Below are 17,674 nucleotides of genomic sequence, written 5' to 3'. Positions count from 1 at the left end.
TAATAAACCTTATTTTAATACGTTTTTTGAACTTTTAGCAGAAAGTAATTCTTATAAATAATTGTTGGTTTGGGAAAAATTTAAAATCTCAAATACAATAAAAAAAATTGTAATTACTCTGGCATTTGCATTAAGCATAATTCATGCAAAAGTACAAACAGAAAATACTACAACCAAGTATAATAAATGGTCTGTGGAATTAGCCGGAGGTGTAAACAAACCTCAAAAACCATTTACGGATAATTATTTTACAAACACGCCAAGTCCATGGGTTGGTGATCTTGGAGTTCGTTATATGTTTAACAACAAATTCGGTTTAAAAGCTGATTTTGGTTATAATAGCTTAACCAATAAAAAACAACTCTTTAGATTTTGACTCAAAATACCATAGAATAGATTTATAGGGAGTGGCTAATTTAGGCCGCATTATGAATTTTGAAACCTGGACCAATACCATTGGCTTGTTAGGGCAAGCTGGTTTTGGTGTTGTGCAGTTAGAAAATAAAGATTTGCATGTAAAAGACAGAATGGGGAACTTTATTACGGGTATTACCGGACAAATAAAACTATCCAACAGAATTGCATTAACAGGAGATTTTTCTGCTATTTTTAATGCTTTACAAGACCTTACATTTGATGGTGCTGTTGCTCCAGGCAATAGAGGATTTTCAGGAATTCTTTTTAATGGTACAGTTGGCTTAAATGTTTACTTAGGAAAAAATGCAAAACATGCTGACTGGATGGTAATTTCAAACAATGCTGATATCGCTGCATTAGAAAGTAAAGTAGCAGATCTGGAAACATTAGTTAAAACAATACCTGAAAAACAAGTAATTATCGAAAAACCAATAAACACGACGATAGTTAATGACAAAGATGTTGTCAAAGAAATGATTAACGACAAATACTATAGTGTTTATTTTGATTTCAATAAATCAACTCCAATCGAAAATTCAACTGCTGCTATTGATGTCGTTTTATCTTATTTAAGAAAAAATCCATCGGCCTCTCTTGATATTCTTGGTTATGCTGATCAGGTAGGTTCTTCAGAATACAATAACAAATTATCAAATGCACGCGCTACGAATGTTAAAACCATTTTTGAAAAAGCCGGAATTGCATCCTCAAGATTAAATGTAGTTGCAGAAGGTGCCGCTACTTCTATCCAAAAAGACTCGGAAGAAGCAAGAAGATTAGCGAGAAGAGTTACTTTCAAAGTAAAATAAGTGCTACTTATTTTAAAACTTAGCCCTAAAGAAATTTAGGGCTTTTTTATTTTGTCCATTTTTCGGCTTAGAATCTATCAGAAATAATTTGTACTTTCATCATTCAAAATAATCGCCCTATAAATTGGAATGCTATTTGTGGTTAAAAAGAATTGTGAAAAAAATTATATTCTTATTTCTTCTCTTCTCTACATCGGTATTGTCCAGCCAGACAATATTGAACTCTACTCCATTGGAAATAAGAGAATCAAACAGATCCAATCAGTTGTTAACCATTGAAAACAAAGCAACACATGATGTATTTGTTTTCGCTGCCAGTAATGAAAACCTTTCAATCTTACAATATAGCACTTCTTTATTTTTAAAGAATAAGTACACTACACCACTTAAAAACATAAATAATAAGTCCTTAATTGGTTACAGTTTCAGTGAAGACGGAAACCCGACCCTTTATTGGTCAACACCAGATTTTGAAATCATTTTAGCAGTTAAATGCTTTCTGGAAAGCAAAACATCCAGGCTTTTATATTTTAAATTTGCCTCAGCGAGACAATATGTTGTTTCACAATTTCAGCAAAATGATTCCTTCAATATTTTAACTAAAGACCTTGATGATCAGGCATTGACCTTATATTCTTTCAAAAATGGAGCTGTAGAAGAAAAGTTACTTGATTTTTCAACTTATCGTTTTCAGGATAAAAACGGAAAATTGCGAACTTTTACCGATATTATTAGAGAAAATCCTATTGAAAAGATGGATGAATCTGAATATAATCCGTTGTATACAAGCACGGCAAAAACGAAACTATATTTATTGCCTAATCGTATGATCTTCACTTTGGACTATAATCCAAAAAGCACCCAAATATTTGACTTCAATACTGAATTAGAAGAAATAAAAGAAAAAAACTTCACCCAATCTGTTAGTGAAAAGGGAAGAAAGCTAAGTAATTCTTTTTTTCAGGATGATAAACTATATCAGGTTACAGCCAATGAAGAAGAACTTTCATTTGATATAAAAGATTATAAAACCGGACAGAACCTACATAGTATCAGAATTTCAAAAAACGATACTATTAAATTTAAAATCTCGCCATTATTCATTCAACGAGAAGGCCGAAAACCTAGCGAGCTAAAAACGACTAAAAAATTTCTAAAACATCTTACTTACTTAGATCTTGGGTTGTCTGTATTTAAAAATAATCAAAACACCTATTTTACAATTGGCGGAACTCCGAAAATAAACGAAATGGACGCCTTTCCGAATTTTGACTATTTAGATCCTGACATAGCAGCACTTATTCCGGCTGTTTATAATTCTTTTGGTACCATGCATACTGAAAGTGTATATTTTGAAAGCGTCTTTGATTCCAATTATGCCTTTATAAAGCAGGAAAACCTTGAGCCGTTGGCCATGGATAATATCTTTTATTTTTTAAACACAAATAAAAAAATAGTATTAAATAATAGCATTAAATATAAAGACTTTTATATTCTTGGTTATTATGATAGTGTCTTAAAACAATATATCATGCGTAAATTCAAAGATGGATTTAATGCAGATGATCCTTTTCTAAACGAGATAAAAACTCCATCCTCCTTCAAAAGGCCTTTTCTAAAAACGCCTTAAATTTATTGAGAATTAATCCAAATGTCTTAGGTTTCCCGGTTTCAAAAAAATGGAATGGATTATTTTTTTTAACTTTACAAAAAAGACACATATTATGCTAAAGAAAAATATTGAATCGGCTTTAAACAAGCAAATACGCATAGAGGCAGAATCTTCGCAAACCTACCTTTCTATGGCTTGTTGGGCTGAAGTACACGGATTAGAGGGAATTGCTCAATTTATGTACACACAGTCAGACGAAGAGCGTGCGCACATGCTAAAACTGGTTAAATATGTTAACGAGCGTGGCGGACATGCAACAATTACAGATCTAAAAGCACCAAAAACATCTTATACTACATTTAAAGAAATGTTTGAAGCGCTTTATAGCCATGAAATTTTTGTTTCGGAATCTATTAATGAATTGGTTCACATCACCTTTGAAGAAAAAGATTATGCAACACATAATTTCTTACAATGGTATGTATCTGAACAAATCGAAGAAGAGGCTACTGCTAAATCAATCTTAGATAAAATCAACCTAATTGGCGATGACAAAGGCGGTCTTTACTTGTTTGATCGTGATATTCAACAGTTAACGGTTACGAGCTCAATCGCTATCAACCCAAAATAAAAAAGTTAAAGTTTATTTAGAATACTTAAAAATAACAAATTTCTTTTATATTTGCCTCTGTTTTATAATACAGAGGAAAATTGGGCAAGAAAGAAAAAGACAAGGACAAAAAAAAGGATAAAAAGAAAAAGAAGAATAAAGCTATCCTTGAGAACATTAAGAAGTTAGAAAACTGTAAATCTTCTTGTTGTGAAAAGTACAAAAAAAGCGAAAAGAAACGCTGCTCGCGTTGTCCTATGTTTGATTTATTCAAAAAAACTGCTTAAATAATATATTCAAAACCCACCAACAATTTGGTGGGTTTTTTGTTTAAATTGCAGTCCGCTTTGATTTTAAAAAGCGTCAAAATTTAATTATGGAAAACCAGATTACTATACCTAAATCCAGTCTTGATTTTTTAATTCAGCTCAAAAACAATAATAACAAGCCCTGGTTTGAAGTAAATAAACCACAATATTTAAAGGAATTAAATCATATCGAAAATTTTGCAGGTGCGCTGCTTCATGAACTTTCTAAAACTGATGTTCTGGAAACAGCTTCCGGTAAAAAAAGTGTGTACAGAATCTATCGCGATATTCGTTTCTCTAAAGACAAGACTCCTTTTAAAACTTTTTGGGGAGGAAGTTATACAAGAGCAACAGCAGCAAGACGTGGTGGTTACTATTTTCATTTAGAACAAGGAAACAGTTTTGTTGCAGGTGGGTTTTGGGGACCAAATGGCGCAGATTTAAAACGTATAAGAAGTGAATTTGCCCATGATCCTGAATCCATGAAAAAAATATTGAATTCAAAATCTTTCATCAATACTTTCGGGACCTTACAGGGCGAACAGCTCAAAACAGCACCAAAAGGTTTTGATGTAAATCATGAAGCTATTGATTTACTGCGTTATAAACAGTTTTTAGTTATGAAACGTTTTACTAATGATGAAGTTTTAAGTCCGGATTTTCTGGAACAAGCATTGGAAACCTTCAAAAGCATGAGGCCTTTTTTTGATTATATGAGTGAAATATTAACTACAGACATAAATGGAGCTTCGATTTTATAATTATATATACAAAACCCGACAGGTTTTTTTAAAACCTGTCGGGCAAGTGAAAATTCTTTGAAATAATTATTTACTTAACAACAGAATTTCATTCACAACAACTTCGGTTATATATTTCTTCTCCCCGTTTTTATCATCATAACTTCTGTGGGTTAGTTTTCCGTCAATGGCAACTTCTTTCCCTTTCACAACATACTTTTCAATAAGTTCAGCGACTTTTCCCCAGGCTGTAACTCTATGCCAATCTGTTTGTTCTATTTTTTCACCTTTTTCATTTTTATAATAATCGTTTGTTGCGATCGTTAGCTGTGCAAATTTTTTTCCGCTTTCTAATGTTTTAATTTCAGGATCATTTCCTACATTACCAATTAATTGTACTCTGTTTTTCATTGCATTCATGGCGTATACTTTTTAAATGTTCTTATAAAATCGAATTCGTTTATCAAATTCAACAGTGCAAAGATGTGACAGCTTTCAAAAATTAGTCGGTTAACAACTATTTACTTTCGGTTGTAACTATTTGTAAACGTTTGTAAATGGAAATGTTTTCGTATATTTGAGATAAATCTTACTTATATGCAGGCACAAATCAACAAAGTAGAACTACGGAATTTAGAATTAGACGATTACAAGCAATTGAAAAACTCAATGGTTGAATCGTATCCGGAAATGGCTAATTCATACTGGGAATCAAAAGATATTAAAAAATTACTCTCCATATTCCCTGAAGGCCAATTGGTTATATTGGTAGACGGAATTGTTGTCGGATCTGCATTATCATTAATTGTTGATGAAAAACTAGTTGACAAAAGACATAACTACAAACAAATCATTGGAGACTATACTTTTTCAACTCATAATCCAAATGGTGAAATTTTGTATGGTATAGACGTTTTTATACACCCTCATTATCGTGGTCTGCGCTTAGGGCGCCGTTTATATGATGCCCGTAAAGAACTTTGTGAGCAGCTAAACTTAAAAGCAATAGTTTTTGCAGGAAGAATTCCTAATTACGCACAGCATTCTAAAAAATTTACTCCCAAAACTTATATTGACAAGGTAAAACATAAAGAGTTACATGATCCTGTTCTCTCTTTTCAATTAAGCAATGACTTTCACGTTTTAAGAATTATCAAGAATTATTTAGAAGGTGACGAAGAATCAAAGGAATTTGCGGTTCTATTAGAATGGAATAATGTTTATTACGATGAAAGTCCAAAACTTATCAATCTTGAAAAAAGTGTTATTCGACTTGGATTAATCCAGTGGCAAATGCGTCAATTGAATAATATAGAAGAATTTTTCGAACAATCAGAATTTTTTATAGATGTCGTTTCTGGTTATGGCGCCGACTTTGCCTTATTTCCAGAACTCTTCATCGCTCCTCTGATGGCTGATTACAATCATTTATCTGAGGCTGAAGCCATTCGTGAATTGGCCCGTTATTCTGACCCAATAAGAAAGCGATTTCAGGAATTTGCCATTTCATACAACATCAATATCATTACCGGAAGTATGCCTTATTTAGACAATGGTAATTTGTATAATGTTGGTTTTTTATGCAAAAGAGACGGGACTTCAGAAATGTATACTAAAATTCATGTAACACCAAATGAAGTACAGCATTGGGGAATGAAGGGCGGATCACATTTTCAAACCTTTGATACGGATTGCGGAAAAATTGGAATCCTGATTTGTTACGATGTTGAATTTCCGGAACTTTCCAGAATCATGGCCAACGAAGGCATGAATATATTATTTGTTCCATTTTTGACAGATACTCAAAACGCATACACTCGTGTAAAACATTGTTCGCAGGCACGCGCTATCGAAAACGAATGTTATGTTGCCATTGCCGGGTGTGTAGGCAATTTACCAAAAGTGAATAATATGGATATTCAATATGCACAAGCATCTGTTTTTACACCATCTGATTTTGCTTTTCCGAGTAATGGCATAAAGGCCGAAGCGACTCCAAATACTGAAATGACACTTATTGTTGATGTCGATTTGAACCTGTTAAAACAACTTCATGAACATGGAAGTGTACGAATATTAAAAGACAGACGACACGATTTATATGAAATTAAAAAAATTGAACAATGAAAACCTGCCTCGAATGCTCCGAAAAAATTGTAGGCCGTGAAGACAAAAAATTTTGTTCAGATAGCTGTCGCAATGCCTTCAACAACAAAATAAATAAGGACAGTACTAATTTCATGCGAAATGTAAACAACAAATTACGGAAAAATTACCGTATTTTGGCTGAGTTAAACACGGAAGGAAAATCAAAAGCAACAAGGGACAAAATGATCAATAAAGGTTTTGATTTTGATTTCTTTACCAATATCTTGCACACCAAAACAGGCAATACCTACTATTTCCTGTATGACCAGGGATACAGATCTTTGGACAATGATTATTTTATGCTTGTTAAAAAAGAAATTTAGTACTTATTCATCATGAAAAAAAACCCCACCTCAATTCTTGCCGTAGTCTGCATCTTAGCAATTCTTGGTATTATTTACGCTACCATGATGCCGCAATGGATTTCGAAAGAAGAGGAAGCTCTTGCTGAATTTTCGACCGAAAGGGCATTAAACCAAGTTGAAATTATTGCTCAAAAACCACATTATGTGGGATCGACTAATCACGAATTAGTAGCAAACTACCTTAAACTTGAATTGAACCGAATTGGTTTAGAGACTTCTGTTCAGGAAGGATTTACACTAAACGATAAAGGGCTTTTAGTAAAGTCTAAAAATATTCTGGCCCGTCTAAAGGGAACCAACAACTCCAAAGCTCTTTTATTATTATCACATTATGACAGCGCGCCGCATTCCTTTTCAAAAGGAGCAAGTGATGATGCTTCAGGCGTAGCAACGATTCTTGAAGGCATTCGTGCCTTTATGTACTCTAAACAACCACAAAAAAACGATATTATAATTCTTTTTTCAGATGCTGAAGAATTGGGATTAAACGGTGCTGCACTTTTTGTAAACAAACATCCATGGGCAAAAGATGTAGGCCTGGTTATTAATTTTGAAGCCAGAGGGTCTTCAGGACCAAGTTATATGTTGATGGAAACCAATAAAGGAAATGAAGCTCTGGTAAGAGAATTTTCGAATGCAAAAACCAAATATCCAGTTTCAAATTCATTGATGTACAGTATTTACAAAATGCTCCCAAATGATACTGATCTAACTGTTTTTAGAGAACAAGGAAATATTCAGGGGTTTAATTTTGCATTTATAGACGGCCATTATAATTACCACACGCAACAAGATGATGTTCAGCATTTAAACAAAATGACCTTAGCGCATCAGGGAACTTATTTGATGCCTTTATTAAAATATTTTTCAAACATCGATCTAAACGAGACTAATTCAACTGCAGACGATGTCTATTTTACTGTTCCGTTCTCCTTTATAAGCTACCCGTTTACCTGGGTTTTCCCAATGACTGTAATCGCTCTGGGATTACTAATTCTTTTTATTTTTATCGGAAAAGCCAAACGAGTAATCACTTTTAGAGAGATCTTTAAAGGGTTTGTCCCGTTTTTGGGTGCTTTGATCATTTCAGGTTTGGTCACTTTTTTAGGATGGAAAATTGTTTTACAGATCTACCCGCAATATTCAGATTTACTTAATGGTTTTACCTACAATGGACATGCTTACATTGGAGCATTTGTAACTTTAAGCATCGCGATTTGTTTTGCTTTTTATCATAATTTTTCAGAAACAAAAACCGCGATGAATCATTTTGTAGCGCCTTTGTTACTATGGATTGTTATCAATATGTTTTTGGCGAATAGTTTGACAGGCGCAGGGTTTCTTATTATTCCCGTTTATTTTGGAATCTTCTTATTTGGAATTTTCGTTATTACACAGCATTATAGCCTAGGTTTAAATTTAATATTTACACTTCCGGCACTTATAATTGTAGCGCCATTTATTGTAATGTTTCCAATTGGTCTAGGTTTAAAAATTCTTTTTGGAAGTGCCATTCTTACCGTTTTACTTTTCGGATTACTACTTCCTATTTTCGGAGGCTTTATTCGAAAAGGGGCATGGGCTGCATTCTTTTTTATTGTATCTATAGGCTTTTTTGTTTACGCAGGGTACCATTCTGGTTACGAGCACGGAGAAGCAAAATCGAACAGTTTAGTTTATGTTTACAACGCCAATACAAATTCTGCTGTTTGGACTACATATGATGTAAACCTTGATGATTGGACAAAAACGTATTTAGGAGAAAAAAATCAAAAAGCAGTTGGTTTAAATGCATTACCACTTGCCAGCAAATACGACTCTGGTTTTACCTATAGTGCAATTGCACCGGTTGTTGATGTTCCAAAACCAACAATCACTTTCCTTAAGGACAGTGTGGTCGGTAACAATCGTTATATGAAAATTCAAATTACACCGAACCGAAAGGTAAATCGCTATGATATTTTCGCTCATCCTAAAATGACATTTTTCAATTTTAAAGCCAATGGAGTTTCAACTTCAGACCAAAAAGGAAATCGTCTGGAAAGAGATGGAATGAAGATTTTATGCTATTATGTTGTGGGTAATGAACCTCTTGTAATGGAATTCTACATCAACAAATCGTCTATTTTTGATATGGATTTAATTGAAAGTTCTTTTGATTTGATGACCAATCCGTTATTCAAAGTAAAATCTAGAGCAGACTGGATGATGCCGACACCTTTTGTTTTGAATGATGCCGTTTTAATTCAGCAAAAAATAAAAAGATATACCGCTCCATTGCCGGTAATCGAAACTGCACCGGTCAAAGACAGTTTGGCTGTTGCAAAGGATAGTTTAAAACCAGATATTAAACCGCAACCAAATAATAGTTTATAAAATAGAAACAGTTTTATATGAAGAAAACAATCCTGATTTTTATAGCATTTGCAAGCTTTCCTACTATTTATGAACAAGCTGTAGAAGAAAAAATAGCAGCAAAAACATGTGAGTGTTTAAGTAAAAGTTCAGGAATTACAGAGACTATTTTTAGAGACTGTTTGACCAGCACAATGTCCGAAACCATATTGACGGATAAAGATCAAAAAGTCAGGGAATCAATCAATACCGTTGACGGAATTAAAAGCATGATTCAAAAAGTGAGTGATGCGGTAATTAAAAAATGTCCAAAATTATTGCCTCAGGAACCTGAAGATAAAACGACTATTTTTTATGCCGATTCAAAAAATGAAAAAGCTCAGAACTCGTATATCATAGCTAAAGATTTTATGAAAACCAATAACTATAAATTAGCTATTGAGGCTTTACAACTTTCGTTGAAGGAAGATCCTAATTTTGTATTGGCACTAGATGACATTGCAGTTTGTTACAGACAACAGAATGATTTTGACAATGCTATAAAATATTATAAAAAATCACTTGATATTTTTCCTGAAGGCAATTTAGCATTAATGAATATTGGAGTTGTTTATACCCTAAAATCCGATTTTAAGACCGCTATTGAATATTATGAAAAACTAATCAAATTCCAGCCTAATAATGCAGAAGGTTACTTTGGTGCCGGAAAAAATTATTTTGTTTTAAATGATGACGAAAAAGCGCTTGACAATATTTTCATGGCACATATTATCTATTCCAATGAAAAATCAGAATATGTAAAAGATTCTGAACAACTTTTGGGAGCTATTTATCAAAAAATGAAATCTGAAAATAAAGAAGATTTATTCAAAAAAATTGCAGAGAAAAACAACGTTAAAATTGAATAAAAATGGCAACAAATATTTCTACAATAGTACTGAATGCACCAGTCGAAAAAGTATGGAATACCTTAACACAACCCGAATTGGTTAAACAATGGCAATACGGAAGTGATTTGATTACAGACTGGAAAGTTGGGAATGAGATTAGATTCCAAAATGAATGGGAAGGTCAGGTTTTTGAGCAATGGGGAACTATTTTAGAAATTATTCCAAATCAAAAAATTAAATATTCTTTGTTTTTCCCAAGACCTGGATTAGAAGACAAACCAGAGAATTATTTCATTATGAGTTATGTTTTATCTGGAGACAATCAGAAAACCAAGCTCGAAATTATTCAGGAAGATAATCGCCCAAATGCAGTTCAGGAAGAACCTCAAGGCGAAGAAAACCCGATTCTTCAAGCATTAAAAACAATAATAGAAGCTTAAGATTGATTTAAAAAATCGGATAGGAACCTAGGGATTATTTCCCTAGGTGACCTTCCACACCACCCAGCATACGGATCCGTACCAAGGCGGTTCTTAATTTACGATACATTTTTGGTGGATGTCACTCAGCAACATATATCCGGCTTTCCTTAGAGTTTGCGTGTTTAGGGGTATTTGCAGGATTGGACTAAGCGCAGTTCGACAATACCCCCTTCGGGTATTAGCCCACTGATAGACCTGATGATTGTCATTAACTCCAATCTTTCGAGGATTGTTTTATTTAGTTCTTATCTTCTTCCAGTTTTTCCATATTAACATTCGTATTCTAAATCTAAGCCATTTGTCTATACGTTTAATCTTGCCTGACATATCGGCTAGTTTAAAATAGGATACCCAACCCTGCAAGTAATATCGTAAGAGTTCTTTGATCTTTTCGTACCCCATACCATTACTGCAGTTAGTGATTTCCTTTAATCTGTCTTTAAGTTTACCATAGCTCTTCGGGTGTACACATAGTCCCATTTCCCTTTACTTTTGTTATAGAAGCTATAGCCAAAAAATTTCTTTCCTTTGATATACCCAACTGTAGTTTTCTCCTTGTTTACCCTCGGGTATAATACGCTTTCAATAAACGCAGTTATACTTTCCTTGACCCGAAGACATGCTCTCTTGCTTTTACAGAAGATTAAGCAATCATCTGCATAACGCACAAAGCAGTGTCCGCGTTTGGCAAGTTCCTTATCTAGTTCCTGGAGCATTATATTGCTCAACAGTGGACTTAATGGTCCGCCTTGAGGAATATCAAGTGACCTTGTTTTACCTCCCTCTTTAGGTATCTCAACTCTTCGAACAGCCTGAGGTTTGTATTTCCCGTTCTCTAGCGATTCGATCAACGACTCTTTATGTTCTAAGAGCCATTCTTGTAAGTGCTCAGTGGACAACTTGTCTATTCCAAAGCTTCCTTTATTGGATCTGACTCTTTTATAAGCCAGATTCATATTGGAGGGAATTACTTCGGTTTGTATAGCAACCTTATCCAACATTTCTGGCCTTATATATAGTTTCTGTTCGTTCAGGCCAAGAGTTTGCCTACTGCTTCCTTCAGATTCCACCTCGCAATGGACACCCTTGCATTCAGCTAACACTTCCCACTGTAAAGGCGTGCTCGGGACTTACACCCTAGAGTTATCACCCATGCTGGGCACACTATAAAACGGGCAAACTTCAAATTAGAAGTTTGCCCGTTTTTCTTTAACAAGCACATTCAATTTTCAATCCTGCCTTTACGCCATTAGTCCCTTCGGTGGCATATCCGTCAAACTTCCACCACTCTATTCCACCAATTAATTCTTTTACTTTAAAACCCATTTTTGCCATATTCAAAGCCCCTCTTGTCGAAGCGTTACAACCAATTCCGTCACAATACGTTACGTACAAAACTTCTTTATCTAAATGTTGGGTACTTTCTATAGTCATTTCGCGATGTGGAATATTAATCGCTGTCGGAATATGTTCCGCTTCAAATCCAAAAGGTTTTCGCGCATCAATAACAACCACTTTTTCTCCGTTATTCAAGGCATCAAACAAATCAGATGGATCCATTTCAAAGGCCAATTTGTTTTCATAATGTGTAATTTGTGCTTCCATTTTTTAAGTTTTTATGATTTTGTTTTTTCAAAAGTAGAGGAACATTATATACCATAAAAACGAAAAGAATTCATCAAGTAGATTACTTTTTTTCATGAAAAAGCCATTCTAAAATTTTGTTCCTTTGTATACAAATTACCTAAAAATGGAAATACGTCACTTACGATTGATAAAAGCAATTGTCGAAGAAGGAAGCATCACCAAAGCGATAGACAAACTTCACTTGACGCAATCAGCCTTGAGTCATCAACTTAAAGAAGCTGAGTATCAATTGGGAACTGCCATTTTTTTGAGAACAAACAAAAAACTGGTTTTAACCAAGGCGGGCGAAAAAATCTACGAGCTTGCTAATGAAATTCTGGACAAGCTTTCGCAAACCCAAACTCAGATTAAACAAATGGTTTTTGGAGAATATGGTGAAATCCGAATTAGTACCGAATGTTTCTCAAGTTACCACTGGCTTCCGTCGGTAATGAAACAATTTCATTTACTTTATCCGAATGTAGATTTAAAAATTGTAACCGAAGCCACGCATATTCCTCTTCAAAAACTGCTCGACAACACTATTGATATCGCCATCATCAGTGATCAGATCAATGACAATAACATCAAATATCTGGAGCTTTTTCAGGATGAGGTTGTCATGGCTGTTTCTGAAAATCATGCCTGGGTAAATAAAAAGTACGTTGTTGCCGAAGATTTCATCAACGAACATCTTTTGATTCATTCTCTTCCGATGGAAACCGTTACGATTCATCAGTTTATTTTAGCACCAGCCAAAGTAAGTCCGAAGAAGATTACCGCATTACCATTGACAGAAGCTTCTCTTGAAATGGTAAAAGCTGATATGGGGGTCATGTCGATGGCAAAATGGGCGTTGTTACCACATTTAAAGAACAATCCGATAAAGGCTATCAAAATTGGAAAAAACGGCCTTAAAAGAAAGCATTTTATCGCCATAAGAGACAATCAGGAATATCCGGCTTATTTTCATCATTTTATCACCTTTTTACAAACCGAAATTAATCTGCAATGGAATATACAATAAGAAATTGCGAAATAACCGATTTGCCAAAATTGGTTATTTTATGCCAAAAACATACTGAATTTGAGAAAGCTGATTATGATCCGACTGGAAAAGAAGAAGGTTTAAAAAAAGCACTATTCAGTGAAAATCCCAAATTGTTTTGCTTAGTGGTTGCCGCTGAAAATGACATTGTAGGTTACGTTTCCTATACTTTTGACTTCTCTACCTGGAGTGCCGGCGATTTTATTTATATGGATTGCTTGTTTTTAGAAGAAGAAGCCAGAAATTTTGGAATTGGCGAAGTTTTAATCAATAAATTGAAAGAAATCGGAAAAGCCAAGAACTGCGTAAACATGCAATGGCGAACGCCTCAATTTAACGAAAGAGCTATAAAATTCTACAACCGAATTGGCGCAAAAGGAAAAGACAAAATTTGCTTTTTTCTGGATTTGTAATGCTCCACGCTTAATTTAATCTCACAAAGGCGCGAAGTCGCAAAGAAAAAGCTTTTTAAGTTTTTAAATTTATGATTTGGCACATCCAAACCTTTGTACCTTTGCAACTCCGAACCTTTGCACCTTTAAAGAAAATGAAGAAAATAAGTATTTTAGGCTGTGGCTGGCTGGGTTTGCCTCTAGCAAAAAAATTAATAGAAAAAGGAAATTTGGTTAACGGATCTACAACTTCTGAACATAAACTTTCTATTTTGAAAGACAACGGAATAAATCCATTTCTTGTCATTCTGAGCGGAGTCGAAGAAAAGCTTGAAAGCGAAAGTATTTCAAAAGGTATAAATGATTTTTTAGCCGAAAGCGAAATTCTAATTATTGATATTCCGCCCAAATTACGAGCAAATACAGATTCATCCCGACATGTTTTTGTAGAGAAAATCGAAAATGTGATTCCATTTATAGAGAAATCAACTGTCAAAAAAGTGCTTTTTGTAAGTTCAACTTCTGTTTATGGAGATCAAAATGATTTAATTACAGAAGAAACGATCCCAAATCCGGAAACAGAAAGAGGTAAACAATTGGCTTTATCAGAATCCATTTTGCAGAAAAACCAAAACTTCGAAACCACAATTCTGCGTTTTGGGGGATTAATTGGCGAAAACCGTCATCCTGTAAAGTTTCTTGCCGGAAAAGAAAACCTCGAAAATCCAGATGCACCAATCAATTTAATTCATCAAAAAGACTGCATTAATATCATCGAAGAAATAATAAACCAATCAAAATGGAGTGAAGTTTTCAATGCTGTAGCACCTTATCATCCATCGCGTTCAGCGTATTATACAGAAAAAGCAAAAGAAGAGAACTTAATTTTGCCAAAATTCAACTCAGAAAAATCGAATATTAAAAAGATTATTTCAAGTGAGAAAATTGAAAACATTCTAAAATACCAATTCAAATTGGGCGAATACTAAACCATATAAGTCATATAAAAAGTTCAATACTTTGTGATCTTAAGCAAAGCGTTTAAAAAAAATATTGACAAAGAAAAAACTTCGCGAACTTTGTGAAAAACCTTCGTGCCCTTTGTGGTAAAAAAACAAAAAACTTTGCGAACTTTGCTTAAACCCTAGCGCCTTTGCGGTAAAAAACTAATGGAAACAGCTTATATCAATTCACCTTTAGGAATCACCAAAATCATTGGAGACGATAATGGCATTACTGTAATCTCCGTTTCTGATGTTGGTTCAAATGAAGTTTCTCCAGAAATTCCTGAGGTTTTAAAAGAGGCGGTTTCACAACTTGAAGAATATTTTCAAGGAAAAAGAACCGATTTTGATCTGAAACTAAATCCGCAAGGCACAGAATTTCAACAAAAAGTATGGAAAGCCTTATTGGAAATTCCATACGGGAAAACTGTCAGCTATATGGACCAAACCAAAAAACTGGGCGATATAAAAGCGATTCGCGCTGTTGCATCAGCAAATGGAAAAAATCCACTTTGGATTGTTGTTCCCTGTCATCGCGTTATTGGTACAAACGGATCTTTAACAGGTTACGCCGGAGGCTTATCTCGCAAAAAGTGGCTACTTGAACACGAGAATCCAAGCACACAACAAAGTTTATTCTAAAATATATAAGTTAATTCTTAGATAAAATCAATTTTTTGTACTTTTATAAATCTAAGAAGCCTTATAATCTAATAGCTTAAGAAGTTCCAAAAAATAATGATTGAAAAAATAAACCTCAACAACATCTTATTTCTCGATATAGAAACCGTTCCGGAAGAAGAGAATTTCAATTCGCTTGACGCGGAAATGCAATCGCTTTGGGATCATAAAACACAATATCAGCGTAAAGATGATTTCACTGCGGAAGAATTTTACGATCGCGCCGGAATTTGGGCGGAATTCGGAAAAATTGTTTGTATTTCGGTTGGGTATTTTACCATCAAAGGCGATATCCGGAATTTTAGGGTGACTTCCTTTTTTGGAGATGAAAAGAAGATTTTGAAAGACTTTAATAATCTGTTGAACAATCATTTTAATCAGCCCTATCATCTTTTATGTGGACATAATGCGAAGGAATTTGATATTCCGTTTATTGCCAGAAGAATGATTATCAACCAAATTACCATTCCGGACAAACTGAATCTATTCGGAAAAAAACCCTGGGAAATTCCGCATTTAGATACTTTAGAATTATGGAAGTTTGGCGATTACAAGCATTTCACTTCTTTAAAATTACTAACCAAAATTCTAGGAGTTCCATCTCCAAAGGGCGATATCGACGGAAGTCAGGTCGCGCATGTTTTTTATGTCGAGAAAGATATTGACCGAATTGTAACCTATTGCGAAAAAGATACAATAGCGGTTGCACAGATTTTTCTTCGTTTGCGTCGTGAAGATTTGTTGATTGAAGATGAAATTATTCATGTGTAATTTTAAAGGTTCAAAGTTGCAAGGCACATAGGTACAAAGGTTTCATCTCTTGAATTTAAATGATTTAGAAATATGACTTATCAGGAAATCTCTCATCATAGGCTTGTTTCACAAAAATTGTACAAAACAAGTCCAATTTCTCCTCAGGAAATTGTAAAGCATTTAGGTGCTATGCAGGCTCAGGATTATTCGATGGCCAAATGGGCAATTGGTTCGCGATGTGATGCTACTGAGGCAGTCATTGAAGAAGCCATAAATTCCGCACAAATCATCCGAACTCATATTCTTCGACCAACCTGGCATTTTGTTTCCGCTGATGATATTTACTGGATGTTGCAACTTTCTGCGCCACAGGTCAAAAGATTTACGGCTTCAGCTGGTAAAAAATACGGTTATGACGCTAAGAAACTCGATCAGACCAATTCTAAAATCGAAAAACTGCTTTCCGGAAACAATCACTTGACTCGTGATGAAATCATGCAAGAACTCGGCATCAAAAAAACTTCCAAGGAAGATTTCTTGAGTGCTGCCATTATGATGAATGCCGAATTGGATGGTTTAGTTTGCAACGGAAGAATGAAAGGAAAACAAATCACTTATGCTCTACTTGAAGAACGGGTTTCAAAACCAAAATCAAAATTAACCAAAGAAGAAGGCCTTGTAAAATTAGCCCTCAAATATTTAGAAAGCCACGGCCCTGCAACGGTTATTGACTTTTCGTGGTGGTCTGGTTTCCCTCCAACAACTTGTCAAAATATCTTTAATGCAATTAAGTTGCAATTGAATTCGATTGAAATTAATGGTCAAATTTATTGGTTTAAAACTGACTCTTCTGATGAAAACAGCTTTCGCGAAAGCGTACATTTCCTCCCGGCATTTGATGAGATTCTGATTTCATATAAAACCAGAGAAGCTTCCATTTTAGTCGAACATCAATCGAAAGCATTTACCAATAACGGTATTTTTAAACCTGTTATTCTTGAAAACAGTAAAGTCATTGGGACCTGGAAAAGAACTATGGCAAAAGATCACGCCCAAATAGAAACACAATTTTTTAATGAAACCGAAAATCATAAAAAAGCAGTTCTGTTTGAAGGCATCAAGGCTTTTGAAAACTATTTGGAAACCAAAATTGTTATAGAATAGAATACTTGAGTAACTACGGAGGAACTATTTCAAATTAAAACAATACTTACTATAAATTTTTCACCATGTGAGGGTGAGAATAACGCATAAAAACAATATCCCATTTATAAAAGCCCAATATTATCAAGACCTTAGATTCTTAGAAGAAATAGCTTTTTGATCAAAACACACATCAAAAATCAAACTAACATATCGGAAAATTACAATTTCCCATAAATTCTTGCCGCTTCAACATTAAAATCTTTGTGCATTTTATTGCTAAATAATTAC

The 17,674-nt window shown here is 34.2% G+C and carries 20 protein-coding genes; 16 read left to right on the top strand and 4 right to left on the bottom strand.

Features of this window, described 5'->3' with window-relative positions; translation table 11 throughout:
• Positions 1-61 precede the first annotated feature (61 nt).
• The 5 genes from Q7C23_RS02650 (at position 62) to Q7C23_RS02630 (ending at position 4,517) form a co-directional block, all read left to right on the top strand.
• Entirely contained in the window at positions 62-376 is a 315-nt protein-coding gene (locus Q7C23_RS02650) for a hypothetical protein (protein ID WP_375031046.1), read from the top strand.
• 52 nt (positions 377-428) lie between these two features.
• Entirely contained in the window at positions 429-1,226 is a 798-nt protein-coding gene (locus Q7C23_RS02645; protein WP_375031045.1) for an OmpA family protein, read from the top strand.
• Between the two features lie 154 nt (positions 1,227-1,380).
• Positions 1,381-2,856 (top strand): hypothetical protein, encoded by a 1,476-nt coding sequence (locus Q7C23_RS02640; protein ID WP_375031044.1) that lies wholly within the window; start codon positions 1,381-1,383, stop codon positions 2,854-2,856.
• A gap of 94 nt (positions 2,857-2,950) precedes the next feature.
• Positions 2,951-3,469, top strand: a complete 519-nt coding sequence (locus Q7C23_RS02635; protein ID WP_056188711.1) for a ferritin — start codon at positions 2,951-2,953, stop codon at positions 3,467-3,469.
• A 355-nt stretch (positions 3,470-3,824) separates the two neighbouring features.
• Entirely contained in the window at positions 3,825-4,517 is a 693-nt protein-coding gene (locus tag Q7C23_RS02630) for a DUF2461 domain-containing protein (RefSeq protein WP_375031043.1), read from the top strand.
• A gap of 66 nt (positions 4,518-4,583) precedes the next feature.
• Here the strand turns inward: Q7C23_RS02630 and Q7C23_RS02625 are convergent, their stop codons facing one another.
• Positions 4,584-4,916: a single-stranded DNA-binding protein gene (locus Q7C23_RS02625; protein ID WP_375031042.1), complete on the bottom strand. Its 333-nt coding sequence runs from the start codon at positions 4,914-4,916 to the stop codon at positions 4,584-4,586.
• A gap of 177 nt (positions 4,917-5,093) precedes the next feature.
• Here Q7C23_RS02625 and Q7C23_RS02620 point away from each other — a divergent pair, with 177 nt between their 5' ends.
• From Q7C23_RS02620 to Q7C23_RS02600, 5 genes are read left to right on the top strand one after another with little or no spacing between them, the layout of a single operon-like run.
• On the top strand, positions 5,094-6,623 hold the full coding sequence (locus Q7C23_RS02620; protein ID WP_375031041.1) for a GNAT family N-acetyltransferase: 1,530 nt from the start codon (positions 5,094-5,096) through the stop codon (positions 6,621-6,623).
• Positions 6,620-6,967: a hypothetical protein gene (locus tag Q7C23_RS02615; RefSeq protein WP_026984200.1), complete on the top strand. Its 348-nt coding sequence runs from the start codon at positions 6,620-6,622 to the stop codon at positions 6,965-6,967. Before Q7C23_RS02620 ends, Q7C23_RS02615 begins: the two co-directional genes overlap by 4 nt.
• A 12-nt stretch (positions 6,968-6,979) precedes the next feature.
• Complete coding sequence (locus Q7C23_RS02610) at positions 6,980-9,385, top strand: M28 family peptidase (RefSeq protein WP_375031040.1); 2,406 nt, start codon at positions 6,980-6,982, stop codon at positions 9,383-9,385.
• A 17-nt stretch (positions 9,386-9,402) separates the two neighbouring features.
• Positions 9,403-10,272 (top strand): tetratricopeptide repeat protein, encoded by an 870-nt coding sequence (locus Q7C23_RS02605; RefSeq protein ID WP_375031039.1) that lies wholly within the window; start codon positions 9,403-9,405, stop codon positions 10,270-10,272.
• Positions 10,273-10,274: 2 nt separating this feature from the next.
• Complete coding sequence (locus tag Q7C23_RS02600; protein WP_375031038.1) at positions 10,275-10,694, top strand: SRPBCC family protein; 420 nt, start codon at positions 10,275-10,277, stop codon at positions 10,692-10,694.
• 276 nt (positions 10,695-10,970) lie between these two features.
• Here the strand turns inward: Q7C23_RS02600 and Q7C23_RS02595 are convergent, their stop codons facing one another.
• The 3 genes from Q7C23_RS02595 to Q7C23_RS02585 all read right to left on the bottom strand — a co-directional run bounded on the left by Q7C23_RS02595 (position 10,971) and on the right by Q7C23_RS02585 (position 12,341).
• Complete coding sequence (locus Q7C23_RS02595) at positions 10,971-11,138, bottom strand: group II intron maturase-specific domain-containing protein (protein ID WP_375031037.1); 168 nt, start codon at positions 11,136-11,138, stop codon at positions 10,971-10,973.
• Between the two features lie 26 nt (positions 11,139-11,164).
• Complete coding sequence (locus tag Q7C23_RS02590) at positions 11,165-11,737, bottom strand: reverse transcriptase domain-containing protein (RefSeq protein WP_375031036.1); 573 nt, start codon at positions 11,735-11,737, stop codon at positions 11,165-11,167.
• A 208-nt stretch (positions 11,738-11,945) separates the two neighbouring features.
• Positions 11,946-12,341, bottom strand: a complete 396-nt coding sequence (locus Q7C23_RS02585) for a rhodanese-like domain-containing protein (protein ID WP_375031035.1) — start codon at positions 12,339-12,341, stop codon at positions 11,946-11,948.
• Between the two features lie 145 nt (positions 12,342-12,486).
• Between Q7C23_RS02585 and Q7C23_RS02580 the strand changes: the two genes are divergently transcribed.
• From Q7C23_RS02580 to Q7C23_RS02555, 6 genes are all read left to right on the top strand, one after another.
• Positions 12,487-13,389 (top strand): LysR family transcriptional regulator, encoded by a 903-nt coding sequence (locus Q7C23_RS02580; protein WP_375031034.1) that lies wholly within the window; start codon positions 12,487-12,489, stop codon positions 13,387-13,389.
• Positions 13,374-13,823 (top strand): GNAT family N-acetyltransferase, encoded by a 450-nt coding sequence (locus tag Q7C23_RS02575; RefSeq protein WP_375031033.1) that lies wholly within the window; start codon positions 13,374-13,376, stop codon positions 13,821-13,823. Before Q7C23_RS02580 ends, Q7C23_RS02575 begins: the two co-directional genes overlap by 16 nt.
• A 134-nt stretch (positions 13,824-13,957) precedes the next feature.
• The gene (locus Q7C23_RS02570; RefSeq protein WP_375031032.1) at positions 13,958-14,791 is read left to right on the top strand and encodes an SDR family NAD(P)-dependent oxidoreductase; all 834 of its coding nucleotides are present in this window, start codon (positions 13,958-13,960) and stop codon (positions 14,789-14,791) included.
• A gap of 180 nt (positions 14,792-14,971) precedes the next feature.
• The gene (locus Q7C23_RS02565; RefSeq protein ID WP_375031031.1) at positions 14,972-15,448 is read left to right on the top strand and encodes a methylated-DNA--[protein]-cysteine S-methyltransferase; all 477 of its coding nucleotides are present in this window, start codon (positions 14,972-14,974) and stop codon (positions 15,446-15,448) included.
• A 96-nt stretch (positions 15,449-15,544) separates the two neighbouring features.
• Positions 15,545-16,258: a 3'-5' exonuclease gene (locus Q7C23_RS02560; protein ID WP_375031030.1), complete on the top strand. Its 714-nt coding sequence runs from the start codon at positions 15,545-15,547 to the stop codon at positions 16,256-16,258.
• 72 nt (positions 16,259-16,330) lie between these two features.
• Positions 16,331-17,404: a winged helix DNA-binding domain-containing protein gene (locus Q7C23_RS02555; RefSeq protein ID WP_375031029.1), complete on the top strand. Its 1,074-nt coding sequence runs from the start codon at positions 16,331-16,333 to the stop codon at positions 17,402-17,404.
• Positions 17,405-17,674: the final 270 nt, after the last annotated feature.

Source organism: Flavobacterium sp. LAR06 (assembly GCF_041946075.1).
Lineage (GTDB): Bacteria > Bacteroidota > Bacteroidia > Flavobacteriales > Flavobacteriaceae > Flavobacterium.
This window is presented reverse-complemented; position numbering and strand designations above follow the sequence as displayed.